Origin of the sequence: Streptomyces venezuelae (assembly GCF_008642275.1) — a bacterium.
GTDB classification, from domain to species: Bacteria; Actinomycetota; Actinomycetes; order Streptomycetales; family Streptomycetaceae; genus Streptomyces; species Streptomyces venezuelae_E.
The window spans coordinates 4,388,682-4,414,332 of record NZ_CP029189.1; the positions used below are offsets into that span (position 1 = coordinate 4,388,682).

The window sequence follows — 25,651 nt, forward strand, 5'->3', positions numbered from 1 at the left end:
AAGGGCTAGAAGGTGATCTTCCAGCTGTTGATGTAGCCGACGTCCTGCGCCGCCGAGTCCTTGACCCGGAGCTTCCAGACCCCGTTGGCGACCTCGCTGGAGGCGTTGACGGTGTACGTCTGGACGAGGTTGTCGGCGCTGCCGCCACTGCGGTTGTGCAGGTTGTAGACGGTGCCGTCGGGGGCGAGCAGGTCGACCACCAGGTCACCGCGGTAGGTGTGGACGATGTTCACGTCGACCTTGGTGGTCGCAGGCGCGTTGCCCGTCACACCGGAGACCGTGATCGGCGAGGACACCGCCGCCGCGGGGGAGTCCGGGATGTTCACGTCCGTCGTGTTCTCGAAGGACTGGCCCGGCGGGACCGGAGTGGCCGCCCCGAGCGTCCAGATCGCGTAGGCGACGGCGTCGGAGTTGCGGTCCAGGGCGGTGTCGTTGATGTTCGTCAGGCTGTCGCAGGAGGAGTGGTAGCAGCGGTCGAAGGCCTGACCGGAGGTGCCGCCCCACTTCTGCGCCTGCGCCGCCGTCTTGGTGTAGTCGGCCCCGGAGAACAGCCCGCCGACGGGGATGCCCGCGCTCTTGAAGGGGGCGTGGTCGGAGCGGCCGTCGCCCTCGGTCTCGATCTCGGTCGGGATGCCGAGGCCGGCGTAGTAGTTCTTGAAGGTCTGCTCGATCGTGGGGTCGTCGTCGTAGACGAAGTAGCCCGGGTTCGGCGAGCCGATCATGTCGAAGTTCAGGTAGCCGGAGATCTTCGCCTTCTCGGCCGCCGGCAGGTTGTTGACGTAGTACTTCGAGCCGATCAGGCCCAGCTCCTCCGCGCCCCACCAGCCGAAGCGCAGGTGCTTGGTGGGCTGCAGACCGGCCCTGGAGACGGCGAGGGCCGTCTCCAGGACGGCCGCGCTGCCGGAGCCGTTGTCGTTCATGCCCGCGCCCGAGGTCACCGAGTCCAGGTGCGAACCGGCCATGAGGACCGAGTTCGGGTCGCCGCCCGGCCAGTCGGCGATCAGGTTGTAGCCGGTGGCTCCGCTGGAGGTGAAGGTCTGCAGGGTGGTCGTGAAGCCGGCCGCGTCGAGCTTGCCCTTCACGTAGTCGATCGAGGCCTTGTAGCCGGCCCTGCCGTGGGCGCGGTTGCCGCCGTTGTTGGCGGCGATGGTCGAAAGCTGCGACAGGTGGGCCTTGACGTTGGCCAGCGGTATGTCGGGCGGTGTCGGCGCCGCGGCGACCGCGGTGGGGGCGGCGAGTGCGGCGGGGGCGGTGGAGGCGAACAGGCCGGCGACCGCGAACGCGGTCACGGCGGCGAGGCGCCGGGAGACGGACAGGCTCATGTGGGGGCTCCGGGATTCCGCGGGATATGACGGAACGAGTGGGGATAGAGCAGGTGAGCGTTAGTGCGTCAGTGCGAGCCTGATGTTCAGCGAGAGTATGACTGTCCGTCAAGACCACAATCCGGTCAGGGTGGTTCGGAAAACGGACGATCCCCGGTACGGGTGGTCCGTACCGGGGATCGTCGGCCCTGCGCGGGGCTGCGGGTGGCGTTACGCGGGCTCGCGGGCCGGCGTCGCCAGGGCGGCCGGCGCGGCCGCCGCCAGCGCGGCCCGGGACCGCCGCGCCGTACGCAGCGCGTCCCAGGTGAGGAGCACGAGCGCGGCCCACACCAGGGAGAAGCCCGCCCAGCGCTCCGGCGGCATGGCCTCGTGGAAGTACAGGACGCCGAGCCCGAACTGGAAGACCGGGGCCATGTACTGGAGCAGCCCGAGGGTGGACAGCGGGACCCGGATGGCCGCCGCCCCGAAGAGCACCAGCGGGATCGCGGTGACGAGGCCTGTCGCGGCCAGCAGCAGCGCGTGCCCGACGCCCTGCGAGGTGAAGGTGGACTGGCCCTGCGCGCCCAGCCACAGCAGGTAGCCGAGGGCCGGGAGGAACAGCATGGCCGTCTCGGCGGCCAGCGACTCCAGCCCGCCCATGTTGAGCTTCTTCTTGATCAGCCCGTACGTCGCGAAGGAGCAGGCGAGGACCAGCGAGATCCACGGGGGCCGGCCGTAGCCGACGGCCAGCACGAGGACGGCGACGAAACTGAGGCCGACGGCCACCCACTGCGCGCGGCGCAGCCGCTCGCCCAGCACCAGCACGCCCATGGCGATGCTGACCAGCGGGTTGATGAAGTAGCCGAGGCTCGACTCGACGACGTGGCCGTTGTTGACCGACCAGATGTAGAGGCCCCAGTTCACGCTGATCACCGATGCGGCCAGGGCGGTCAGGCCGAGCTTGCGCGGCTGGCGGAGCAGCTCGCGTATCCAGCCCCAGCGGCGCACCACGAGCAGCGCCAGACCGACCACGGCCAGGGACCACGTCATGCGGTGGGCGAGGATCTCGACGGCGCCGGCGGGCATCAGGAGCGGCCAGAAGAGGGGCACCAGCCCCCACATCCCGTAAGCGCCGAATCCGTAGAGCAAACCCGCGCGCTGCTCGTTCTCTGCCTTCACGGGGCCTCCTGTACGCATTCCAGCCAACTTCACGACGGTAACGCCGTACGGCCCGGATGTCATGCCCGTAATCAGGAGATACTCATGACATCTTGCCGGGCCCGCGAGGCCCGGTCGCGACGGAGCCCGGATCCTGGCGCGGGATCCGGGCTCCGTTCGCGTGCGTTCGCTGCGCGCGCCACCGCCTACCCGACGACGGTCCAGGTGTCGTTGCCGGTCAGCAGCGCCCCGAGGTCTCCCTTGCCGCTGCGGTCGACGGCCGCGTCGAGCTGGTCGGCCATGAGGGTGTCGTAGACCGGGCGCTCCACGTTGCGGAACACCCCGATCGGCGTGTGGTGCAGTGTGTCGGGGTCCGCGAGACGCGAGAGCGCGAACGCCGTGGTGGCGCTGGCGTTCCGCGCGTCGTGCACCAGGACCCGCGCCTCGTCGGCCGCGGTGACCTCGACGACCTCCAGGTCTCCGGTGGCCGGATTGCGTACGACACCTTTCGCGTCGTCCGCGCCGAACCGGATCGGCTGCCCGTCCTCCAGCCGGATCACGGCTTCCAGGGCCTGGTCCTTGTCCTTGAGGACCTCGAAGGCGCCGTCGTTGAAGATGTTGCAGTTCTGGTAGATCTCCACCAGTGCCGTGCCCTGGTGGTCGGCCGCCTGGCGCAGCACCTCGGTGAGGTGCTTGCGGTCGGAGTCGACGGTCCGGGCGACGAAGGAGGCCTCGGCCCCGATCGCCAGCGACACCGGGTTGAAGGGCGCGTCCAGCGAACCCATCGGCGTCGACTTGGTGATCTTGCCGACCTCGGAGGTGGGGGAGTACTGGCCCTTGGTCAGCCCGTAGATCCGGTTGTTGAAGAGCAGGATCTTCAGGTTGACGTTGCGGCGCAGGGCGTGGATGAGGTGGTTCCCGCCGATGGACAGCGCGTCGCCGTCACCCGTGACCACCCAGACGGACAGGTCGCGGCGGGAGGTGGCGAGTCCGGTGGCGATGGCCGGGGCGCGGCCGTGGATCGAGTGCATCCCGTACGTGTTCATGTAGTACGGGAAGCGGGAGGAACAGCCGATGCCCGAGACGAAGACGATGTTCTCCTTCGCGAGGCCCAGCTCGGGCATGAAGCCCTGGACCGCGGCCAGCACGGCGTAGTCACCGCAACCGGGGCACCAGCGGACCTCCTGGTCCGACTTGAAGTCCTTCATCGACTGCTTGCTCTCGGCCTTGGGTACCAGCGAGAGCAGGGTCCGCGCCCCGTCTGCCGCAGCCTCCGTCACCTCAGTCATCGATGGCCTCCTTGAGAACCGTGGCGAGCTGCTCCGCCTTGAACGGCATTCCGTTGACCTGGTTGTACGACTGGGCGTCGACCAGGTATTTCGCCCGGATCAGGGTGGCGAGCTGCCCGAGGTTCATCTCCGGCACCACTACCTTCTCGTAACGCTCCAGGACCTCGCCGAGATTCCTTGGGAAGGGGTTGACGTGGCGCAGATGGGCCTGGGCGATGGGGAGTCCGGTGTTCCGCAGCCGGCGGACGGCCGCCGTGATGGGGCCGTAGGTGGAACCCCAGCCCAGGACCAGGGTGGTGGCGCCGTCCGGGTCGTCGACGTCGAGGTCGGGCACCCGGATGCCGTCGATCTTGGCCTGACGGGTGCGGACCATGAGGTCGTGGTTGGCCGGGTCGTAGGAGATGTTGCCGGTGCCGTCCTGCTTCTCGATGCCGCCGATGCGGTGTTCGAGGCCGGGGGTGCCGGGGATGGCCCAGGGCCGCGCGAGGGTCTCCGGGTCCCGCTTGAACGGCCAGAAGACCTCGGTGCCGTCGGACAGGGTGTGGTTCGCACCGGTGGCGAACTTGACCTTCAGGTCGGGCAGGTCGGCGACCTCCGGGATCCGCCAGGGCTCGGATCCGTTGGCGAGGTAGCCGTCGGAGAGCAGGAACACCGGCGTCCGGTAGGTGAGTGCGATCCGGGCCGCGTCGAGCGCGGCGTCGAAGCAGTCCGCGGGCGTCCGCGGCGCCACGATCGGAACGGGCGCCTCGCCGTTGCGGCCGTACATCGCCTGGAGGAGGTCCGCCTGCTCGGTCTTCGTCGGCAGACCGGTGGAGGGGCCGCCGCGCTGGATGTCCACGATCAGCAGCGGAAGCTCCAGCGACACCGCGAGGCCGATCGCCTCCGACTTGAGCGCGACACCCGGACCGGAGGTGGTGGTCACCCCGAGGGCGCCGCCGAAGGCCGCGCCGAGGGCCGCGCCGATGCCGGCGATCTCGTCCTCGGCCTGGAAGGTCCGCACGCCGAAGTTCTTGTGCTTCGACAGCTCGTGCAGGATGTCCGAGGCCGGGGTGATCGGGTAGGAGCCCAGGTAGAGGGGCAGATCGGCCTGCTGGCTCGCGGCGACCAGACCGTAGGAGAGCGCCAGGTTCCCCGAGATGTTGCGGTAGGTGCCGGTGGGGAAGGCGCGGGTGGCGGGGGCGACCTCGTAGGAGACCGCGAAGTCCTCGGTCGTCTCCCCGAAGTTCCAGCCGGCCCGGAAGGCGACGACGTTCGCCTCGGCGATCTCGGGCTTCTTCGCGAACTTCTGCCGCAGGAAGTTCTCGGTGCCCTCGGTGGGCCGGTGGTACATCCACGACAGCAGGCCCAGCGCGAACATGTTCTTGCTGCGCTCGGCCTCCTTGCGGGAGAGGCCGAAGTCCTTCAGCGCCTCGACCGTCAGGGTGGTCAGCGGCACCGGGTGCAGGCTGTAGGCGTCGAGGGAGCCGTCCTCCAGCGGCGAGGTGGCGTAGCCGACCTTGGCCATGGGGCGCTTGGTGAACTCATCCGTGTTGATGATGATCTCCGCGCCGCGCGGCAGGTCCGCGATGTTCGCCTTCAGGGCCGCCGGGTTCATCGCCACCAGCACGTTCGGGGCGTCGCCCGGGGTGAGGATGTCGTGGTCGGCGAAGTGCAGCTGGAAGGAGGAGACGCCCGGAAGGGTTCCGGCGGGGGCACGGATCTCGGCGGGGAAGTTCGGCAGCGTCGACAGGTCGTTTCCGAAGGACGCCGTTTCCGAGGTGAAGCGGTCACCGGTGAGCTGCATACCGTCACCGGAGTCACCCGCGAATCGGATGATCACACGATCGAGGCGGCGCACTTCCTTGCCGCCCGGACTCTCCGGGGTGCGCTGTCCACCGACGACCGCACCCCCGGCCCCGTCGGCCTGCTCGGCTGGGCTGCTGACCTGGCTGGTCACTGAACTGGACCTCCTTCGAGGCGTGACCCCCCGGGACCCACCCTACGACGGTAGGGATCAAGGCCCCCAGGAGCGGTCACATTCTGGACCGTAGGGCCGCCCCTTGAGACGGCCCTGCCGGTATGCCATATCTGACAGAGTGTCAGTCGATCAAGATTTCAGATAGGTGAGAACGGCCAGAACCCGCCGGTGATCCCCGTCACTCGGCGAAAGGCCCAGCTTCATGAAGATGTTGCTGACGTGCTTCTCCACCGCCCCGTCGCTCACCACCAGCTGCTTCGCGACGGCGGAATTCGTCCGGCCCTCGGCCATCAGCCCGAGCACCTCGCGCTCGCGCGGTGTCAGGCCCGCCAGCACGTCCTGCTTCCGGCTGCGGCCGAGCAGCTGGGCGACGACCTCGGGGTCCAGGGCCGTACCGCCCCGGGCCACCCGCACCACCGCGTCCAGGAACTCCCGCACCTCGGCCACCCGGTCCTTGAGGAGGTACCCCACCCCGGTACTGGAACCGGCCAGCAGTTCGGTGGCGTACTGCTCCTCCACGTACTGGGACAGCACGAGGACACCTATCCCGGGGTGGTCGCGACGCAGCCGTACGGCCGCCCGTACGCCCTCGTCCGTATGGGTCGGCGGCATCCGCACGTCCGCCACCACCACGTCCGGCAGCGCCCCCTCGGCCGCCAGGTCCGCCACCGTCTTGATCAGGGCCTCTGCGTCCCCGACGCCCGCCACGACGTCATGCCCCCGGTCGGTCAGCAACCGGGTCAGGCCCTCACGCAGCAGCACTGAATCCTCGGCGATGACCACCCGCACCCTGTCTTCCACGACTCAGCAGCTCCCGCGTCCACTCGTTCATGCAGTACCCGACTCAGCCAAGCATCCCAGCCTGAGGTCGCCGGGAAGGCAGAGCCGGGACAACACGTCGCCGTACGGGGGGAGTTTTCGAGTACCGGAAGGGCGCCTACCGCAAACGGGCCCGACGCGAGCCGGGAGTTACGGGGGACCGGGTCGGGGCGGGCGGCAGGCCGCGAAGGGGCTGGATAGTGGCGGGACGGGAGCCGCGAAGGGGCGAAAGGGCCGGGCCGTCGGGCCCGACCCGGCCCTCGTTTCGGCGACTCGGCGACTCGGCGAAATGGGAAGTCCGGGGACTCGGGAACTCCGGGGACTCCGCGGTCTACTAGGGGAACTCCGACGGCTCCGGCGGCCTGCTACGGGCGCCAGGGCAGCTCGGCGGTGACCGTCGTCCCGCCACCGGCGGGGGAGTCGACGACCAGCACCCCGTCCACGGCGTCCAGCCGCTCGGTCAGCCCCGCCAGCCCCGTCCCTTCCCGCGGCCCGGCCCCGCCCCGGCCGTCGTCGGCGACCTGGATCAGCAGCCGCTCCCCGGACTTCCACACGTCCACCGACGCCGACCGGGCCAGCGCGTGCTTGCTGACGTTCTGCAGCAGCTCGGAGACCGTGAAGTACGCGATCCCCTCGATCGCCGCCGCGGGCCGGGCCGGCAGATCCACCGCCACCCGTACCGGCACCGCGCACCGCGAGGCCACCGAGGACAGCGCCGCGTCCAGCCCCCGGTCGGTCAGCACGGCCGGGTGGATCCCCCGGGCCAGATCGCGCAGCTCCTGGAGGGCGATCTTCACCTCACCGTGCGCCTCGTCCACCATCCGGGCGGCGGCCTGCGGATCCTCGGTCAGCTTCTCCTTCGCCAGCCCCAGATCCATCGCCAGCGCCACGAGCCGGGCCTGAGCCCCGTCGTGCAGGTCCCGCTCGATGCGCCGCAGGTCGGCGGCGGCGGTGTCCACGACCACCCCGCGGTCGGACTCCAGCTCGCTGACGCGGGTGGCCAGGCTGGACGCCCCGAGCAGCCCGCCGACCATGACCCGGTCGACGGTGGTCAGAGCGCGGATCACCCAGGGAGTGGCGAGGGTGAGGGCCAGCCCCACCAGGCTGGTCAGGGCGATCATGACGGGCGAGTCGAGGTAGAAGGTGTAGCCGTCGTTCTCGAAGAGCTGCAGGCCGGGCTGGTTCGTGTAGGCCGGGAAGACCCAGAACCAGAGCGGGTACAGCAGGTACGCCCACCCGCACGCCCAGAGCGTCACGGACAGGCAGAAGGAGAACACCGCCCACGGGAAGTGGAGGACCGAGTACAGCGCGTGTCGCCAGGCGCTCCCGCTCTTGAGCAGCGCACCCATGGCGGCGAGCGGCCCGGCCTTCTTCGCCCGGATCGGTGCGGGGGCGGCGATGTCCGTCCCGAGCATCGCGCGCACCCGGGCCCGCTCCAGCTGCCCGAAGCCACGGCACATGGCGAGCATGCCGGCGAGGACCGGAACGCCGAGGAAGGTGACGAGCAGCCCGGCGCCGAGGCTCACGCCGGTGATGGTGAGCGAGAAGTACAGCGTGCTCAGCGGCAGCCCGATCAGCAGATACCCGAACTCCCGCCAGGTCCGCCCCTCGACCGGCGCCCGCAGCACCGCGCCCATCCCGCCACCCGTGCCCTTGCCCATGATCCCGACCCGCCCTTCCGGTCCTCCGCTACACCCCCACCCTCCCGCCCCCCGACCCCCACAACCATGCGGCGAGTCGGCCTCTCCACCGGGGGGTTAACCCCACCCCCGGGAACAGGGGCCGTCGGCATTCCCGGCCCCCGGCGTTTGAGGCGCGGGGTCCGGGGCGGAGCCCTGGGAAACGGCGCCGCGCCGGACCTACGAGCGACCCCCGCCCACCACCCGGGGGCAGGGGCCCGCATTCCCAGCCCCCCGGCGTTTGAGGGGCGGAGCCACCCACTGGGGGCAGGGGCCGCATTCCCAGCCTCGCCGGCGTTTGAGGCGCGGGGTCCGGGGCGGAGCCCTGGGAAGCGGCGCCGCGCCGGACACACGAACGGCCCCCGCCCACCACCCGGGGGCAGGGGCCCGCATTCCCAGCCGGCCGGCGTTTGAGGCGCGGGGTCCGGGGCGGAGCCCTGGGAAACGGCGCCGCGCCGGACACACGAACGGGACCCCCGCCCACCCCGGACGGGAGTCCCGCTCACCAGTGACACCAGTGACACCAGTGACACCGGCGGCAACAGGGGCCCCGGGGCCCTACCCCCGGTCCCGCCACGGCAGCTCGGCCGTGACCACGGTCCCCGCCCCCTCGGGCGAGTCCACCACCAGCACCCCGTCCACCGCGCCCAACCGCTCCGCCAGCCCCGCCAGCCCGCTCCCCCCGGAGGGACTCGCCCCGCCCCGCCCGTCGTCCGACACACGGATCATCAGCCGCGCCCCCGCCCGCCACACCTCGGCCGTCGCGCCCCGCGCCCCCGGCCCCGCGTGCTTGCTCACGTTCTGCAGCAGCTCGGACACCACGAAGTACGCGATCCCCTCGATCGCCTCCGCCGGCCGCGCCCCCGACCCCGCCCCCGACCCCGCCGGGTCCCCCTGCAGGTCCACCGCCACCTTCACCGGCACCACGCACCGCGCCGCCACCGACGACAGCGCCGCGTCCAGCCCCCGGTCCGTCAGCACCGCCGGGTGGATCCCCCGGGCCAGGTCCCGCAGCTCCTGCAGCGCCAGCTTCACCTCGCCGTGCGCCTCGTCGACCATCGCCGCCGCGCCCTCCGGGTCCTCCAGCAGCTTCTCCTTCGCCAGACCCAGCCCCATCGCCAGCGCCACGAGCCGGGCCTGCGCCCCGTCGTGCAGGTCCCGCTCGATGCGCCGCAGGTCGGCCGCCGCCGTGTCGACCACGACCCCCCGGTCGGACTCCAGCTCCGCGATCCGCCGCTCCAGGTCGTCGGAAGGCGACAGCAGCCCCCGTACCATCGCCCGGTCCGCGTTCGCCAGCAGCCGCACCAGGTACGGCAGCACCGGCCACAGCACGAACAGGCCGGTCAGAGCTACCGTGAAGGTGAGTACTCCCCATGGCAGCCGGATCAGCTGGTAGAGCACCGTCCTCCAGCCGACCGGGTCCTTGATGCTCGTCCACAGCCAGGGGAAGAATCCGCCGGACCGCTTCGGCCCGGGGATCGGGGTCGGCTCGTCCACCCGTACGCCCAGCAGCCCGCGGGCGCGTGCCCGGTCCAGCCGTCCCAATTGCCGAGACAGATACAGACCGCATGCGAGCAGGGGAATTCCGACCGCGGTCACGGCAAGACCGCCGGCCGTGGAGACCATGACAACCGCGTAAACAAAACCGACGATCGCCACCGGCAGGTTGCTCACCAGATAGGCGATCTCCTTCCACGTCACGGCGCTGAAGACGGCACGTACGGGGGGAGGCCGATCGTTGTCGGGCACGGCATGGTTCAGGGTCATGGGGCACACCCTGTCAAGTACGCCCCGCCGATGCCATGGGGTGTCCGGGGTGCTGTGAACGGGGGATAACCCCACCCTGTGTGAGGCAGGCCCTAGACTCCCGTCCGTACCAGATCGTCGACAGTGACCGAGGAGCGAGGAACGGACGTGCCTGAACCGACGGTATCGACCGTAACCGTGCTCGCGGCGGACTACTTCCGGAGTTATTCGGTCGTCGGTCTGCTGGCCGTCCTCGGTGTGCTCTTCGTGGCCGTCGCCTTCGGCGCGGGCCGGCTGCTGCGGCCCGTGGTCCCGACCCCCGAGAAGCTGCTGACGTACGAATGCGGTGTGGACCCCGTCGGCGAGGGCTGGGCGCACACCCAGGTCCGCTACTACGTCTACGCGTTCCTCTACGTCATCTTCGCCGTCGACTCGATCTTCCTGTTCCCGTGGGCGACGGTGTTCGCCGCCGCCGGTTACGGCGCCACGACCCTCGTGGAGATGTTCATCTTCCTGGGCTTCCTGGCCGTCGGCCTGCTCTATGCGTACAAGAAGGGCGTCCTCGAATGGACGTGACACCTCAGCCGGAGCTGCTCCCGGAGCCCAAGCGCCTCGGAGTCCTCTCCCGCCTGGCCCCGGAACCGATGAAGGTGGTCCTGAACTGGGGCCGCCGGTACAGCCTGTGGGTCTTCAACTTCGGCCTCGCCTGCTGCGCGATCGAGTTCATCGCCGCGTCCATGGCCCGGCACGACTTCATCCGGCTCGGCGTGATCCCCTTCGCGCCCGGCCCCCGCCAGGCCGACCTCATGATCGTCTCGGGCACCGTCACGGACAAGATGGCCCCGGCGGTGAAGCGGCTCTACGAGCAGATGCCGGAGCCGAAGTACGTCATCTCCTTCGGCGCCTGCTCCAACTGCGGCGGCCCCTACTGGGACTCGTACTCGGTGACCAAGGGCGTCGACCAGATCATCCCGGTCGACGTCTACGTGCCGGGCTGCCCGCCGCGCCCCGAAGCCCTCCTCCAGGGCATCCTCAAGCTCCAGGAGAAGATCGCCCGCGAGTCGCTGGCCGAGCGCTACGCGGCCGGGCCGTCCGTGTCCCAGCTGACGAGCGGCCTGGTCACGCCCCCGCCCGCACCGGCGCAGGGGGCCGGCGCGTGAACCTCTACGACTCCCTTCCCGACGCGGCGCCGACGGTCTTCGGCGCCGAGGCCGTCGCCGAGCTCTCGTACGACGTCCTCACGGTCGACGTGCCCGTCGGCAGCTGGATCTCCGCCCTCGAAATCGCCCGCGACAAGCTGGGCTGCACCTACTTCGACTGGCTGAGCGCGGTCGACGAGCCCGGCACCGGCTTCCGGATCTGCGCACACGTCGCGTCGCTGGAGAACCACCGGGTGCGGCGGCTGCTGCTGCGCACGACCGTCCCGCACAGCGCCGCCTCCCTGCCGTCCGCGGTCGCCGTCTACGCGGGGGCGGAATGGCACGAGCGCGAGACGTTCGAGATGTTCGGAGTGACCTTCACCGACCACCCGCACCTCGTCCCGCTCCTCCTTCCGGAGAACTTCGAGGGCCACCCGCTGCGCAAGGACTTCGTCCTGGCCGCGCGCGTCGCCAAGGCCTGGCCCGGCGCCAAGGAGCCCGGCGAGACGCACGACCCGGACGCGCCCAAGCGCCGTCAGATGCTCCCGCCCGGCGTACCGGACCCCAACGACTGGGGCCCGATGAAGGGCCAGCTGCCGCCGGCCCCGTCCCGTCCCGCCCGCACCCCGCGTGCGGCCGGCGCGGCGGGCGCCGCCGCGCGCACGCCGCGCGAGGGCGCCCCGGTCCGTCGCACCCGCTCGGTCACGGAGGGCTCGGCCACCCAGCCTCCGTCCGACGCGGCAGGAGCAGCGAGCCCGGGCGCGGAAGCCCCGGCCCGCCCGCCCCGCCGCACCCGTTCGGTGGCGGACGGCTCGGCGAGCCAGGCCGCCGGAACGCCCGCGCCGGACGCCGCAGCCCCGGCTCCGGCCACGGAAGCCCCGGCCCGCCCGCCCCGCCGTAACCGCTCGGTGGCGGACGGCTCGGCCAGTCAGGTCCCGGCGTCGGACGGCGGCTCCGCCGGCCGTGCCGACGACGCCGACGCCGGCACGGGTGAGGCGGCGCGCCCGCCGCACCGCACCGCCCCCCGCAGCTCCGACGCCCCCTGGCACGACCCGAAGCCCGCCTTCGACGAACGCGCTCCCCGACCGACTCCGGAGACCGAACCCGAAGCCGGGCCCGAGCCGACTCCCGAGGCCGGGACCGTGCCGGAACCCGAGGCCGGGCCCACCCCCGAGCCACGCCCGGCCGAGCCGGAGACCGACACCGACCCCACCACCGACACCGGAGGCACCGCGTGAACGACGTCCTCGACGTCGCCCTGCGGCTGATCGTCGTCTTCGCCGTCTTCCTCGTGCTCCCGCTCGTCGTCGGGCAGACCGAGCACAAGGTGATGGCCCACATGCAGGGCCGCCTCGGCCCCATGTACGCCGGCGGCTTCCACGGCTGGGCCCAGCTCGTCGCCGACGGCGTGAAGTTCGCGCAGAAGGAAGACATCGTCCCGGCGGGCGCAGACCGCCGGATCTTCCAGCTCGCCCCCGCCGTCGCCCTGCTGCCGTACCTCCTCGTACTCCTTGCCATCCCCATCGGACCGGGCGAGGGCGCGGTCGGCCAGGTCATCGACGCCGGCCTGTTCTTCGCGCTCGCCGTCATGGGCGTCGGAGTCCTCGGCTCCCTGATGGCAGGCTGGGCCTCCGCGAACAAGTTCTCCCTGCTCGGCGGCCTGCGTACCGCCGCCCAGCTGCTCGCCTACGAGCTGCCGATGCTGCTCGCCGCCGCCTCCGTGGCCATGGCGGCCGGTACGGTCTCCCTCCCCGGGATCGTCGAGGCCTTCGAGTGGTGGTGGCTGCCCTGGCAGATCGTCGGGGCGCTCGTCTTCTTCGTCGCCGGCCTCGCCGAACTGCAACGGCCCCCCTTCGACATGCCCGTCGCCGACTCCGAGATCATCTTCGGCGCGTACACCGAGTACACGGGCCTGCGCTTCGCGCTCTTCCTCCTCGCCGAGTACGCCGGAATCGTCGTCCTCTGCGCCCTCACCACCGTCCTCTTCCTCGGCGGCTGGCACGGTCCCTTCGGTGACGACCTCGGCTGGGTCTGGACCCTGCTCAAGATCGCCGTTCTCGCCTTCGTCGTGATCTGGCTCCGCGTGAGCTACCCGCGCCTGCGCGAGGACCAGCTCCAGAAGCTCGCCTGGACCACACTCATCCCGCTCGCGCTCGCCCAGATCGCGCTCACCGGCATCGTGAAGGTGGCGATCCAGTAATGCCCATCCCCGGATCCGGTCTGGCCAAGGGGCTGGCCGTCACGCTGCGCACGATGACGAAGCGCTCGCACACGGCCCAGTACCCCGACGTCCAGCCCGAACTGCCGCCCCGATCCCGCGGGGTCATCGGCCTGTTCGAGGAGAACTGCACCGTCTGCATGCTGTGCGCCCGTGAGTGCCCCGACTGGTGCATCTACATCGACTCCCACAAGGAGACGGTCCCGGCGTCCACCCCCGGGGGCCGCGAGCGCAGCCGCAACGTCCTCGACCGCTTCGCCATCGACTTCTCCCTCTGCATGTACTGCGGGATCTGCATCGAGGTGTGCCCCTTCGACGCCCTCTTCTGGTCGCCGGAGTTCGAGTACGCGGAGACGGACATCCACGAGCTGACCCACGAGCGCGACAAGCTGCGCGAGTGGATGTGGACCGTCCCGGCGCCGCCCGCGCTGGACCCGGCCGCCGAGGAGCCCAAGGAGATCGCCGCTGCCCGCAAGGCGGTGGAGAAGGCCGAGGCCGCAGCCGCGGCGGCAGCCGCCGCCGAAGCCGCAGCCGCCGAAGCCGCCGCCCAAGCGGCCGAGACCGAACCGCCGACCGACCCGACCCCGGAGGGAGACGCGTGAGCCCCGCCGCCACCCTGGCCGCAGCCGCCACCACCACCGGGCCCGGCTTCCTCTCCCCGACCGGCGTCGAGATCGCCTTCGTCCTCGTCGGACTCGCCACCCTCGGCGCGGCCCTCGTCACGGTCACCACCAAGCAGCTGGTGCACGCCGCCCTGTGGCTGGTCGTCGCGCTCGGCGGCATCGCCGTCGAGTACCTGCTGCTGACCGCAGAGTTCATCGCCTGGGTCCAGGTCCTCATCTACCTCGGTTCCGTGGTCGTCCTCCTCCTCTTCGGGCTGATGCTCACCAAGGCCCCCATCGGCCGCTCCCCGGACGCGGACTCCGGCAACCGCTGGACCGCGCTCGGCGTCGCCGTCGTCGCGGCCGTGTCGCTGGTCTGGGTGGTCGTCGACGCCTTCCGCACCACCTGGATCGACCTCGACGGACCGGTCCAGGGCTCCACCAAGGTCTCCGGCGAGATCCTCTTCCAGCACTGGGTGCTGCCGTTCGAGGCGCTCTCCGTCCTCCTCCTCGCAGCCCTGATCGGGGCCATCGTGCTGTCCCGCAGGAACGACCCCGCCGACCCCGCCGACTCCGCCGAGGCCGCCACCCCGGCCGGCCCCGGCGAGAAGAAGGGCCGGCGCTGATGCACCTCGCCTACCCCGCCGTACTCGCGGCCCTCCTCTTCTGCACGGGTCTGTACGGCGTACTCGCCCGCCGCAACGCCATCCTGGTCCTGATGTCCGTCGAGCTGATGCTGAACGCCGTCAACCTCAACCTGGTGGCCTTCGACGTCTGGCTGCGCGACACCCTGCACGCCGGCCAGGCCCTCACCCTCTTCACCATCGCCATCGCCGCCGCCGAGATCGGCATCGGCCTCGCGATCGTGCTGATGGTGTACCGCAACCGCGGTACCTCCGACGTCGACCGGCTGCGCGACACCGCCGAGGGCCACGAGCCCGCCGCGAACAACCAGAGCGAGGTCACCGCGTGAGCACCACGACCCTCGCGGTCCTCGTCCCGCTGCTCCCCTTCCTGGGCGCGGTGGCGGGACTGCTGCTCGGCCGCAGCGCCCCCGGGTTCGTCCGGCCGCTCGCGATCCTGCCGACGCTCGCCGCCGCCGTACTGGCCGTGCTCGTCGCCGTCCGTCAGGGCGGCGGCGAGACGATCAGCGCCGCGACCGAGCTGACGCCGACCGGCTCGGTGCCGCTCGAGCTCTCGCTCTACATCGACGGCTTCGCCGCACTGGTCGCCGTCCTGGTCGGCGTGGTCGCCACCTGCGTACAGGTCTACTCGACGGCGTACCTCCGTGAGGACCCGCGCTACCCCTCGTATGCCGCTCTCGTCTCACTGTTCACCTCCGCCATGCTGCTCGTCGTCTACTCCGGCGACCTGATGGTGCTGCTGGTCGGCTGGGAAGTCATGGGCATCTGCTCGTACTTCCTGGTCGGCCACTACTGGGAGACCGAAGCGGCCCGCTCCGCTTCCCTGAAGGCCTTCCTCGTCACCAAGCTCGGCGACGTCCCCTTCCTGATCGGTCTGTTCGCGCTCGCCGCAGACGCCGGTTCGTTCGAGATCCCGACGATCCTTCGCACCGTCGCCGCAGGCGGAATCGACCACCCGACACTGATCGCGCTGCTCCTGCTCGCCGGTGTCGCGGGCAAGTCCGCGCAGTTCCCCCTGCACACCTGGCTCCCCGACGCCATGGCGGGCCCCACCCCGGTCTCGGCCCTGATCCACGCCGCGACCATGGTCGCCGCCGGTGTCTACTTCATCGCCCGCCTCCTGCCCGTCTTCGCGACCTCCGGGGCCGCGCTGGTGGTCATGGCCGCGATGGCGGCCGTCACGATGGTCGGCTCGGGCCTCGCCGCCATCGCCCAGGACGACATCAAGCGGGTCCTCGCCTACTCCACGATCGGTCAGCTCGGCTACATGGTCGGCGCCCTGGCCGTCGGTGACCGCGGCGCCGCCGTCTTCCACCTCCTGTCCCACGGCGCCTTCAAGGCGCTCCTCTTCCTCGGGGCCGGCGTGATCATCCACGCCGCCGGCACGAACTCCCTGGGCGTCATGTCCCGGATGGACGGCCTGGCCAAGCGCATCCCCGACGCCTTCTGGACGATGACGATCGCGCTGCTCGCGCTCGCCGCCGTCCCGCCCTTCGCCGGCTTCTTCTCCAAGGAAGCCGTCCTCGTCGCCGCCGAGCACACCGCGACCGGGCACTCGGAGTTCGTGCCCAGCGCCGCCGGCTGGCTGGTGCTCGTCGCCGGCCTGCTGACCGCCCTGCTCACCGCCGCCTACGCCACCCGGCTGTGGCTGATGGCCTTCCGCGGCCGGGGCGCCGCCGCCCCCGACCATGGCAAGGAGCCCCTCGCCATGACCGGCGTGCTGTGGCTGCTGGCGATCCCCTCGATCGGCTTCGGCCTCGTGGCGGGACCCATCTCCAACTGGTTCGACGGCGGGGACCTCACCCCGACCGTCGTCACCTCGGTCCTCGGTACGGGCGCGGCGGCCATCGGCGCGATGCTCACCTACGCCCTCTGGCAGCGCGCCTCGGCGAAGGCCGCCCTCGCGGCCGCCGCCGGCACCCGAGCCGCCGCCACCACCGGGACGCCCGCCTCCGTCGCCGCCGCCGAATCCGCCGCGGAAGCCCCCGAGGTGGCCGAGGTGACCCACGATCACCCCGCCGTCCCGGCCGGCCCCGCCGCCGACCCCGGCAAGGCGTTCCTCGGCCCGCTGCACCGCCACGCGGCCGCCGGCTTCCACCTCGACGCCGTCTACGACCGGCTGTTCGTCCGGCCCGTCCAGGCTGCCGCGAGCCTCGTCCGCTTCCTCGACCGCGAGGTCGTGGACACGTACGTCCGCGGCGCGGGCACCGGCACCCAGCTGCTCGGCAGCCTCGTGCGCCGTGCCCAGACCGGCAACGTGCAGAGCTACCTGAGCGCCCTGCTCGCCGGCGCCGTGGTCCTGGCGATCGCCACCGCCGTCCTCGCCAACGTCAACGCCGGATCGTGAGCCGTGAGTCAGCCGTGATTGATATCAGCCCGTCCGTGATGCAGTTCCTTCTGGCGTTCATCGTGGCCGCACCGCTCCTCGGCTCCGCCGCGGCGCTCCTGCCGGCCCCGCCCGGCCTCAAGGGCAAGAGCCCCGAACAGGCCGTGCTCCGCCACGGCGTGACCGTGACCGGCGTGATCCTCGCCGCGGCCGTCGCCCTCACCCTGGGCTTCGACCACGACGCCCCGTCCCGCATCCAGGCGACGACGGACATCAGCTGGATCCAGGCGCTGAACGTCCGGATCCACCTCGGCGTCGACGGCATCTCGCTCCCCCTCCTCCTGATGACCGCGCTGCTGTTCTTCCTCTGCGCGCTCTACAGCTACTTCAAGCTCCCCGCAGGGCCCTCCCCGAAGGCCTTCGTCGCACTGCTCCTCGTTCTGGAGTCCGGCACCCTCGCGACCTTCGCCGTCCTCGACCTGCTGCTCTTCTTCCTCGCCTTCGAGATGGTCCTCATCCCGATGTACTTCCTGATCGCCCGCTGGGGCGGTGCTCAGCGGCAGGCCGCCGCCTGGAAGTTCATCCTCTACACCCTGCTCGGCTCCGTCGTCATGCTGCTCGGCCTCCTCCTCATCGGTGTGACGGCGGGCACATTCGACATGGTGGCACTCGCCTCTGACAACGGCCGCGAACTGTCCCACAGCACCCAGCTCCTGGCCGTTCTCGCCATCGGCATCGGCCTCGCCGTGAAGACCCCGATGTGGCCCCTGCACAGCTGGCTGCCGGACGCCCACACCGCCGCGCCCACCGTCGGATCCGTCCTGCTGGCCGGCGTCCTGCTCAAGATGGGCACGTACGGGTTCGTCCGCATCCTGCTGCCCGTCACCCCCGACGGCATGGCCACCTTCGCCCCCTACCTGGGAGCCTTCGCGGCCGTCGGCATCGTCTACGGATCGCTCGCCTGCCTCGCCCTGGCCCGCAAGGGGAACAAGGGCGACCTCAAGCGCCTCATCGCCTACTCCTCCGTCGGCCACATGGGCTTCGTCCTCCTCGGCATCGCGAGCATGACCCCCACCGGCGTCAACGGCGCGCTCTTCGCCAACATCGCCCACGGCCTGATCACCGGCCTCCTCTTCTTCCTGGTCGGCGCCCTCAAGGACCGCTACGGCACCGCCGACCTCGACACCCTCGCCGGCGCCACCGGCGCAGCCCTCTACGGCCGCGCCCCCCGCATGGGCGCCTTCCTCGCCTTCGCCGCCGTCGCCTCCCTGGGCCTGCCGGGCCTGGCCGGATTCTGGGGCGAGATGCTGGCCCTCTTCGGCGCCTTCGATCCCGCCGAAGGCCTCTCCCGCCCCGCGTTCCTCACGTACGTGGCCGTCGGCGCGTTCGGCACCCTGCTCACCGCCGCGTACCTCCTGATCGTCGTACGGCGCGTCTGCATGGGAGACCCGAAAGCCGGTCCCGAGCTCGCCGTCGCGGACATCCAGCGCTACGAGTTCGCCGCCTGGACCCCGCTCGTCGCCCTCACCGTCCTCGCCGGCCTGTGGCCCGCGGTCCTCCTCGGCCTCACCGACCCGGCCGTCCAGAAGCTCCTCGCAGGAGGCAATTCATGACGGCCATGACGGCCCTGACGGCCCTCTCCGCCGAGGCCCCGACCCTGGTCCAGTCCGTCGACTGGCTCGCCATCGGACCCGTGGTGATCACCGCCGCCGTCGGCCTGGCCGTCGTCGTCGCCGACCTGTTCCTCGCCGAGCGCCACAAGCCGGTCCTCGGCTGGATCTCTGTCGCAGGCCTCGCCGCCGCGACCGCCACCCTGCTGCCCCTGCGCGCCGGCGACCGATCCACCTTCTGCCTCACCGGCGACCCGGCGGCCTGCAGCTACGTCGCCGACCACTTCACCCTCGTCATCCAGTTCCTGGTGCTGGCCGGCGCCCTGGTCACCGCCCTGCTGTCGGTCACCGCGGTCCGTGACACGCGCATGCCCGCCGGCGAGTACTGGTTCCTGCTGCTGTCCTCCGCCGCCGGCGCCGCCCTGCTGCCCGCCTCCCGCGACCTCGCCACCCTGATCGTCGCCCTCGAAGTCGCCTCGCTGCCCGCCTTCGCCCTCGTCGGCATGCGCCGCGGCGACCGGCTCTCCTCCGAGGCGGCCCTGAAGTTCTTCCTGTCCTCCGTCACCGCGACCGCCGTGTCGCTGATGGGCGTCAGCTTCGTCTACGCCGCCACCGGCTCCCTGCACCTGACCCAGGTCGCCGACCGTCTCGAAGACGTCCCCGGGCAGCTCGACACCCTCGCCATGGCCGGTGTCGCGCTCACCCTCGTCGGCTTCGCCTTCAAGACCGCCGCCGTCCCCTTCCACTTCTGGGTCCCCGACACCTACGTCGGCGCCCCCCTGCCCATCGCCGGCTACCTCTCGGTGATCGGCAAGGCCGTCGGTTTCACCGGCCTCATCCTCGTCACGGTGATCGCCTTCCCGGCGTACTCCGACATCTGGGGCCCGGCCCTGGCCGTCCTCGCCGCACTCACCATGACCCTGGGCAACGCCGCCGCCCTGCGGCAGTCCCCGGACCGCCCGAACAGTGCCGTACGGCTGCTCGCCTGGTCCTCGGTCGGCCAGGCCGGATACCTGCTGGTCCCGATCGCCGCGGCCGCGTACTCCGGGCGCGACCAGATCGGCTCCACCGTCGCCTACGCCCTCATGTACGCCGCCGTGAACCTCGGCGCCTTCGCCGTGGCCGCCCTGGTCGCCCGTACCAAGCCGCTCCACCGGATCAGCGACTACCGCGGGCTCTACGCCGAGCGCCCGCTGGCCGCCCTCTCCCTGGGCTTCTTCCTGCTCTGCCTGGCGGGCCTGCCGCCGGGCATCATCGGGCTCTTCGCCAAGGTCACCGTCTTCCGTTCCGCCGTCGACGCGGGCCTGGGCTGGCTGGCCGTGGTCATGGCGATCAACGTCGTCATCGCCCTGTACTACTACCTGCGCTGGACGGCCCTCCTGTTCCGCACCCCCGAGGGCGCGCACACCCGTACGCGCGCCCCCTGGCCAGTGGCGGCGGCCATCGTCGTCACCGCGATCACGGCGGTCGTCCTCTCGGGCGCCCCGGAGCTCATCCTGCGCGTCACCTCGGGCAGCCTCTTCGCGCAGTAGCCGGCACATGTAACCCGTACGGAGTAACGCCGCCGCGGCGCCACCGCCCCCCGGGAAGGGGCGGCGGCGGGCGCCCGCCCCGCCACGCCCTGGGAACCTGACGCCCTCACCTCGCGTTGACCAGGAAGGGAGGGTCCACTGGACCGTAGACCCTCAATCCATGACGGGCTCCCCTGCCGCACCACTTGGAGGGCGTACCGTGCACCGCCGGCACAACGGGCTGAAGACCGCCGTACTCCTCGGCGGACTGTCCGCACTCATCATCCTCATCGGAAGTTTCTTCGGACGGGGCGGCCTGATCATCGCCGTCCTCGTCGCCCTCGGGACGAACGCCTACGCGTACTGGAACAGCGACAAGCTGGCTCTACGCGCGATGCGCGCCCGCCCCGTGAGCGAGTTCGAGGCCCCCCAGCTGTACCGCATGGTGCGCGAGCTCTCCACGTCCGCGCGCCAGCCCATGCCACGCCTGTACATCTCGCCCACCGAGGCCCCGAACGCTTTCGCCACCGGCCGCAACCCGCGCAACGCGGCGGTCTGCTGCACCGAGGGCATCCTGCGCATCCTCGACGAGCGCGAGCTGCGCGGGGTCATCGGCCACGAGCTCAGCCACGTCTACAACCGCGACATCCTGATCTCCTCGGTCGCGGGTGCCCTCGCCTCGGTGATCATGTTCCTGGTGAACTTCGCCTGGCTGATCCCGATCGGCCGGTCGAACGACGACGAGGGCCCCGGGATCCTCGGCATGCTCCTGATCATGATCCTCGGCCCACTGGCCGCCTCCGTGATCCAGCTGGCCATCAGCCGCTCGCGCGAGTACGAGGCCGACGCCTCCGGCGCCCAGCTCACCGGGGACCCGCTCGCCCTGGCCAGCGCCCTGCGCAAGCTCGACGCGGGCACCAAGCAGCTCCCGCTGCCGCCGGAACCCCGTCTGGAAACAGCGAGTCATATGATGATCGCCAACCCGTTCCGGCCAGGCGCGGGCCTTTCCAAGATGTTCTCCACCCACCCTCCGATGGCCGAGCGCATCGCCCGGCTCGAACAGATGGCAGGCCGCCGCCAATGAAGACAATCCTGAACGTCATCTGGCTCATCCTCAGCGGCATCTGGCTGTTCCTGGGATACCTCCTCGCGGGTGTGCTCCTCTGCATCACCATCATCGGCATCCCGTTCGGCATCGCCGCCTTCCGCATCGCGGTCTACGCCCTCTGGCCCTTCGGCTACACCACCGTCGAGCGCCACGACGCCGGCGCCCCGTCCTGCATCGGCAACGTCCTGTGGCTCGTGCTGGCCGGCTGGTGGCTGGCCCTCGGCCACATCGTCACGGGCATCGCCCTCTGCGTCACGATCATCGGCATCCCGTTCGGCATCGCCAACTTCAAGATGGTCCCGCTCTCCCTGCTCCCGCTGGGCCGCGAGATCGTCCCGACGGACGCGCCGTTCGCCAGTCGCTGACGCCGGAACCGGCGTCGTGCACGCCGACGTACACCCCGCCCGCAGGCCTTCGGAACCGGCCTGCGGGCGGAGTTGTCCACAGGCCGGGCGGGTTGTCGGTGGTGTGCGTCACCATGAACGCATGAACGAGACCGAGCAGTTGCTGGAGCAAGTCACCACCCGCGTGCGCAACTCCCTCCGCAGGTACGAGCGGCACGGAAGGACCCTGCCGGAGCCGCTGGAGCCCGCGGAGATCACCCGCGCCGAGGCCATACTCGGCTTCGCGCTGCCGCCCCTGCTCGCCTCGCTCTACACCCGCATCGGCGACGGCGGATTCGGACCCGGCCAGGGGCTGCTGCCACTGCGCCAGGCCGTGCTCGCGTACGAGGAACGACGGTCCTGCGGGTGGCGCTGGCCCGAGGGCGTACTGCCGGTGGCCGACTTCGGCTGCGCCATGGACGCCTGCGTGGACTGCCGGTCCGATGCTGCCCAAGTCCTGCTGTTCGACCCGAATCCGGGGGAGCCGGAGCTCGCCTGGTCCATCGACACCCCGAGCCTGCACGGCTGGTTGCGCGGCTGGCTCGACGGCACCGCCTGGTTCTGCGAGGAATCCGGCCTGGGGGAGGAGTGCGACCTGGAACTCGCACCCTGGGACGACTTCAGATCCCGGATCTGAGCCGCCCCCGCACGGCATAGACCAGAACACCCACCGCCAGAACCGCCGTCCCCGTGACCGCCGACGCAAGGGGCAGCGCACATGCCAGCACCACACAGCCGGACAGCCCTGCCACTGCCACGGCCCGACCCTTGACAGCTGAATCGAGAGTCCACGCAGAAGCGTTCGCGATCGCGTAGTAGACGAGCACTCCGAAGGAGGAGAAACCGATCGCGCCCCGCAGATCGGCGGTGGCCGCCAGCACCGCCACGACCGCACCCACCGCCAGCTCCGCACGGTGCGGCACCTGATGCCGGGCATGTACGGCTGCCAGCCCGCGCGGCAGATGGCCGTCCCGGGCCATCGCCAGGACCGTCCGGGAAACCCCGAGCACGAGCGCCAGCAGCGAGCCCAGCGCGGCCAGGGCCGCGCCCACCCGGACCACCGGGGCCAGTCCGGGCCACCCGGCCGCACCCACCGCGTCGGCGAGCGGAGCGGTCGACCGCGCCAGCCCCTCCACGCCGAGCACGGACAGCGCCGCCACCGCGACGGCGGCGTACACCAGCAGCGCGATCCCCAATGCGATCGGCACCGCCCGCGGGATCGTCCGTTCCGGGTCGCGCACCTCCTCGCCCAGGGTGGTGATCCGGGCATAGCCCGCGAAGGCGAAGAACAGCAGACCCGCCCCCTGCAACAGCCCGAAGACGCCCCGGCCGGACCCGCTCACCGGCCCCGGGCCGGCCACCCCGGAGGACAGGCACACGACGACCACCCCGGCCAGCACCGACAGCACCGCCGCCACGATCAGCCGGGCGATCCGGGCGGACTTCTGCACGCCGCCGTAGCTCGCGGCGGTCAGCGCCACCACCGCCGCGACGGCCACGGCGTGCTGCCGTCCCGGCCACAGGTACGCCCCCACCGTGAGGGCCATGGCCGCGCAGGACGAGGTCTTGCCGACCACGAACGCCCAGCCGGCCAGATATCCCCAGAAGGGCCCGAGCCGCTCGCGCCCGTAGACGTACGTGCCGCCCGAAGCCGGGTACCGGGCGGCCAGCCGCGCCGAGGAGTGCGCGTTGCAGTAGGCCACGAGACCCGCCACGCCCAGAGCGGCGAGCAGGGCGCCTCCCGCCGCCCGTGCCGCGGGAGCCAGGGCGGCGAAGACACCGGCGCCCACCATCGCGCCGAGTCCGACGACGACGGCGTCGGACACGCCCAGGGTGCGCTTCAACTGATGTTCCACGGGCGGAGGGTAGCCCCGCTAGATGACGCCCTCACGGCCGGCCAGTGGCGTCCGTGTGCGCTCCCAGCCCTCCAGAGCGGTCAGACAGGCATGGTCCAGGTGGCGCAGCCCGCTCAGATCCAGCCGCACCGGCTGCCCGTGCGGCAGCGCGTCCAGGGCGTCGAGCAGCTTGGGAAGCCGCAGGAAACTGGCGTTCCCCAGGACCCGCACGCACAGCTCGTCGTCCTCCCACACCTCCTCGATGTGCACGTGGGAGGTCTCCCAGGCCGCCTTGGCGATGGCGAGCCCCAGCCCGATCAGCACCCCCTCGAAGAGATTGGTGACCACGATCGCCGAGGCCGTGACCACGAGCACCACCGCCTCGCCCCGGTGCGTCCGCCACAACGAGGCCACCGCCCTGGCCGGCAGGAGCTTCCAGCCCGCGTGCAGCAGCACACCGGCCAGCGCCGCCAGCGGCACACTCTCCAGAAGATGCGGAAACGCCACGGCGAAGATCAGCAGCCAGCCCCCGTGCATCACCCGGGCCGCGCGGGTCCGCGCCCCGGCCTCCACGTTGGCGGCACTGCGCACGATGACCGCCGTCATCGGAAGCGCGCCGAGCAGCCCGCACACGCTGTTGCCCACGCCCTGGGCGATGAGTTCCTTGTCGTACTCCGTCCTCGGCCCGTCGTGCATGCGGTCCACGGCCGCTGCGCTGAACAGCGTCTCCGCGGAGGCGATCAGTGCCAGCGCGACCACGGTCCCGGCCGCGCCGACCGAGACCAGCACCCCGAAGCCGCCCCAGCCGGGCGGAGACACGGATTCCAGGACGCCCGTCACCCGCACCTTCTCCACGGGCAGCCGCAGCAGGACGGCCGCGGCGGTGGCGGCGGCCACCCCGACGAGCGCCCCCGGCACGATCCGAAGCCGGTCGGGCACCCGGCGCCAGGCGGCCATGACGGCGATCGTCCCGGCACCGAGCAGCACGGCGGCCAAGTCGGCCTGGGCCCCGAGCTCGTGCACCCCGCTCAGCTTTGCCAGGGTCTGCCCCGGAGCCTCCACACCGCCCAGGGCGTACAACTGCCCGGAGATCAGCACCAGCCCGATCCCGGCCAGCATCCCCTGTACGACGGCGACGGAGATCGCCCGGAACCACCGCCCGAGCCGCAGCATCCCCATGCCCAGCTGCATCACCCCGGCGGCCAGCACCAGCACCCCGAGTGCGGGCAGACCGTAGGCCTGCACCGCCTCGTAGACGAGGACGGTGAGACCGGCCGCGGGGCCGCTCACCTGGAGCGAGCTCCCACGGAACCAGCCCGTGACCAGCCCGCCGACCACGCCGGTGACGATCCCCAGCTCGGCCGGCACTCCGGAGGCGACCGCCACTCCGACGCACAGGGGTAGAGCGACCAGCGCGACGACCACGGATGCCCCGAAGTCATCACGAAACGTGCCGGCCCCAGGCATGCGAGAACCCCCTGCCACGCGGTGATGTGATGCCACCCAGCGTGGTGGGCGCACTCGTCACGCCCCAAGTGCCCACAGGAGTCCGCGATGGCGCGTGCGCCGCACACGCCCCGCACACACCCCCTTCGCAACCGCCGCGGCCCGGCGGTCGGTGAAGACCGCCGGGCCGGCGTGGGGCAGATCGCGGAACAGGGTCAGCGGTAGTTCACGAACTGGATCGCGAAGTCCAGGTCCTTGCCCTTGAGCAGCGCCTGGACCTCCTGGAGGTCGTCACGGCTCTTGGAGCTGACGCGCAGTTCCTCGCCCTGGACCTGGGCCTTGACGCCCTTGGGACCCTCGTCCCGGATGATCTTCGCGACCTTCTTGGCGTTCTCCTGGGAGATGCCCTCCTCGATCGTGGCGAAGATCTTGTACTCCTTGCCGGACAGCTGCGGCTCCCCGGCGTCCAGCGCCTTCAGCGAGATCCCGCGCTTGACCAGCTTGGTCTCGAAGACGTCCAGGACGGCCTTCACGCGCTCCTCGGAGTTCGCCTCCATCAGGATCTTCTCGCCGGACCAGCCGATGGTGGCGCCGGTGCCCTTGAAGTCGTAACGCTGCGAGAGCTCCTTGGCGGCCTGGTTGAGGGCGTTGTCGACCTCCTGCCGCTCGACCTTCGAGACGATGTCGAAACTGGAGTCGGCCATGTGCTGTGGCTCCTTGAAGTCGGTTGTGATCACCCCGGAGGGCGCGGCCGGACGTGCCCGGCCCGCTCGGCAAAGCCTAGCCACCGCGCCCACCCGCAGCGCTGATCAATCCGGTGGTGAAGCACCCCCGGTCATCAGGTATCGTTTACGTCGTTGCCAGGGAGCGCCGCCGCGAG

At 71.3% G+C, this 25,651-nt stretch carries 23 protein-coding genes; 13 read left to right on the top strand and 10 right to left on the bottom strand.

What is annotated here, in order from left to right; genetic code table 11:
- Positions 1-5: 5 nt before the first annotated feature.
- From DEJ51_RS19495 to DEJ51_RS19525, 7 genes are all read right to left on the bottom strand, one after another.
- Positions 6-1,322: a M28 family metallopeptidase gene (locus tag DEJ51_RS19495; RefSeq protein ID WP_150258739.1), complete on the bottom strand. Its 1,317-nt coding sequence runs from the start codon at positions 1,320-1,322 to the stop codon at positions 6-8.
- Positions 1,323-1,532: 210 nt separating this feature from the next.
- The gene (rarD, locus tag DEJ51_RS19500; RefSeq protein WP_150258740.1) at positions 1,533-2,480 is read right to left on the bottom strand and encodes an EamA family transporter RarD; all 948 of its coding nucleotides are present in this window, start codon (positions 2,478-2,480) and stop codon (positions 1,533-1,535) included.
- 185 nt (positions 2,481-2,665) lie between these two features.
- Complete coding sequence (locus tag DEJ51_RS19505) at positions 2,666-3,748, bottom strand: 2-oxoacid:ferredoxin oxidoreductase subunit beta (RefSeq protein ID WP_190620501.1); 1,083 nt, start codon at positions 3,746-3,748, stop codon at positions 2,666-2,668.
- Positions 3,741-5,684, bottom strand: coding sequence for a 2-oxoacid:acceptor oxidoreductase subunit alpha (locus tag DEJ51_RS19510; protein WP_150258741.1), 1,944 nt, complete (start codon positions 5,682-5,684; stop codon positions 3,741-3,743). Before DEJ51_RS19510 ends, DEJ51_RS19505 begins: the two co-directional genes overlap by 8 nt.
- Before the next feature lie 150 nt (positions 5,685-5,834).
- Complete coding sequence (locus DEJ51_RS19515; protein ID WP_150262025.1) at positions 5,835-6,494, bottom strand: response regulator transcription factor; 660 nt, start codon at positions 6,492-6,494, stop codon at positions 5,835-5,837.
- 395 nt (positions 6,495-6,889) lie between these two features.
- Positions 6,890-8,185 (bottom strand): sensor histidine kinase, encoded by a 1,296-nt coding sequence (locus DEJ51_RS19520; RefSeq protein ID WP_150258742.1) that lies wholly within the window; start codon positions 8,183-8,185, stop codon positions 6,890-6,892.
- A gap of 576 nt (positions 8,186-8,761) precedes the next feature.
- Complete coding sequence (locus DEJ51_RS19525) at positions 8,762-9,970, bottom strand: sensor histidine kinase (protein ID WP_190620503.1); 1,209 nt, start codon at positions 9,968-9,970, stop codon at positions 8,762-8,764.
- A gap of 147 nt (positions 9,971-10,117) precedes the next feature.
- Here DEJ51_RS19525 and DEJ51_RS19530 point away from each other — a divergent pair, with 147 nt between their 5' ends.
- From DEJ51_RS19530 to DEJ51_RS19590, 13 genes are all read left to right on the top strand, one after another.
- On the top strand, positions 10,118-10,525 hold the full coding sequence (locus DEJ51_RS19530) for an NADH-quinone oxidoreductase subunit A (RefSeq protein ID WP_030388327.1): 408 nt from the start codon (positions 10,118-10,120) through the stop codon (positions 10,523-10,525).
- Positions 10,516-11,109 (top strand): NADH-quinone oxidoreductase subunit B, encoded by a 594-nt coding sequence (locus DEJ51_RS19535; protein ID WP_150258743.1) that lies wholly within the window; start codon positions 10,516-10,518, stop codon positions 11,107-11,109. The genes DEJ51_RS19530 and DEJ51_RS19535 overlap by 10 nt, the downstream gene beginning before the upstream one ends.
- Positions 11,106-12,326, top strand: a complete 1,221-nt coding sequence (locus DEJ51_RS19540; protein WP_150258744.1) for an NADH-quinone oxidoreductase subunit C — start codon at positions 11,106-11,108, stop codon at positions 12,324-12,326. Before DEJ51_RS19535 ends, DEJ51_RS19540 begins: the two co-directional genes overlap by 4 nt.
- The gene (locus DEJ51_RS19545; RefSeq protein WP_150258745.1) at positions 12,323-13,288 is read left to right on the top strand and encodes a complex I subunit 1/NuoH family protein; all 966 of its coding nucleotides are present in this window, start codon (positions 12,323-12,325) and stop codon (positions 13,286-13,288) included. Before DEJ51_RS19540 ends, DEJ51_RS19545 begins: the two co-directional genes overlap by 4 nt.
- Positions 13,288-13,908: a NuoI/complex I 23 kDa subunit family protein gene (locus tag DEJ51_RS19550; protein ID WP_150258746.1), complete on the top strand. Its 621-nt coding sequence runs from the start codon at positions 13,288-13,290 to the stop codon at positions 13,906-13,908. Before DEJ51_RS19545 ends, DEJ51_RS19550 begins: the two co-directional genes overlap by 1 nt.
- Positions 13,905-14,534 carry an NADH-quinone oxidoreductase subunit J gene (locus tag DEJ51_RS19555; RefSeq protein ID WP_223835886.1) on the top strand — a complete coding sequence of 210 codons (630 nt, stop codon included), beginning with the start codon at positions 13,905-13,907 and terminating at the stop codon, positions 14,532-14,534. Before DEJ51_RS19550 ends, DEJ51_RS19555 begins: the two co-directional genes overlap by 4 nt.
- Positions 14,534-14,881: an NADH-quinone oxidoreductase subunit NuoK gene (nuoK, locus tag DEJ51_RS19560; protein WP_150258747.1), complete on the top strand. Its 348-nt coding sequence runs from the start codon at positions 14,534-14,536 to the stop codon at positions 14,879-14,881. Before DEJ51_RS19555 ends, nuoK begins: the two co-directional genes overlap by 1 nt.
- Positions 14,878-16,899 (top strand): NADH-quinone oxidoreductase subunit L, encoded by a 2,022-nt coding sequence (locus DEJ51_RS19565; protein WP_150258748.1) that lies wholly within the window; start codon positions 14,878-14,880, stop codon positions 16,897-16,899. Before nuoK ends, DEJ51_RS19565 begins: the two co-directional genes overlap by 4 nt.
- A 38-nt stretch (positions 16,900-16,937) precedes the next feature.
- Positions 16,938-18,491 (top strand): NuoM family protein, encoded by a 1,554-nt coding sequence (locus DEJ51_RS19570; RefSeq protein ID WP_150262028.1) that lies wholly within the window; start codon positions 16,938-16,940, stop codon positions 18,489-18,491.
- A gap of 5 nt (positions 18,492-18,496) precedes the next feature.
- Positions 18,497-20,020, top strand: coding sequence for an NADH-quinone oxidoreductase subunit N (locus DEJ51_RS19575; RefSeq protein WP_150262029.1), 1,524 nt, complete (start codon positions 18,497-18,499; stop codon positions 20,018-20,020).
- Between the two features lie 199 nt (positions 20,021-20,219).
- Positions 20,220-21,083 carry a zinc metalloprotease HtpX gene (gene htpX / locus DEJ51_RS19580; protein WP_150262030.1) on the top strand — a complete coding sequence of 288 codons (864 nt, stop codon included), beginning with the start codon at positions 20,220-20,222 and terminating at the stop codon, positions 21,081-21,083.
- On the top strand, positions 21,080-21,472 hold the full coding sequence (locus tag DEJ51_RS19585; RefSeq protein ID WP_030842592.1) for a YccF domain-containing protein: 393 nt from the start codon (positions 21,080-21,082) through the stop codon (positions 21,470-21,472). The genes htpX and DEJ51_RS19585 overlap by 4 nt, the downstream gene beginning before the upstream one ends.
- A 121-nt stretch (positions 21,473-21,593) precedes the next feature.
- On the top strand, positions 21,594-22,127 hold the full coding sequence (locus DEJ51_RS19590) for an SMI1/KNR4 family protein (RefSeq protein ID WP_150258749.1): 534 nt from the start codon (positions 21,594-21,596) through the stop codon (positions 22,125-22,127).
- On the opposite strand, the gene DEJ51_RS19595 is transcribed toward DEJ51_RS19590, so the two are convergent.
- From DEJ51_RS19595 to DEJ51_RS19605, 3 genes are all read right to left on the bottom strand, one after another.
- Positions 22,111-23,346 (bottom strand): APC family permease, encoded by a 1,236-nt coding sequence (locus DEJ51_RS19595; RefSeq protein ID WP_150258750.1) that lies wholly within the window; start codon positions 23,344-23,346, stop codon positions 22,111-22,113. The genes DEJ51_RS19590 and DEJ51_RS19595 overlap by 17 nt on opposite strands.
- 18 nt (positions 23,347-23,364) lie before the next feature.
- Complete coding sequence (locus DEJ51_RS19600) at positions 23,365-24,792, bottom strand: SulP family inorganic anion transporter (protein WP_150258751.1); 1,428 nt, start codon at positions 24,790-24,792, stop codon at positions 23,365-23,367.
- A 194-nt stretch (positions 24,793-24,986) separates the two neighbouring features.
- Positions 24,987-25,475 carry a YajQ family cyclic di-GMP-binding protein gene (locus tag DEJ51_RS19605; RefSeq protein WP_150258752.1) on the bottom strand — a complete coding sequence of 163 codons (489 nt, stop codon included), beginning with the start codon at positions 25,473-25,475 and terminating at the stop codon, positions 24,987-24,989.
- Positions 25,476-25,651 lie beyond the last annotated feature (176 nt).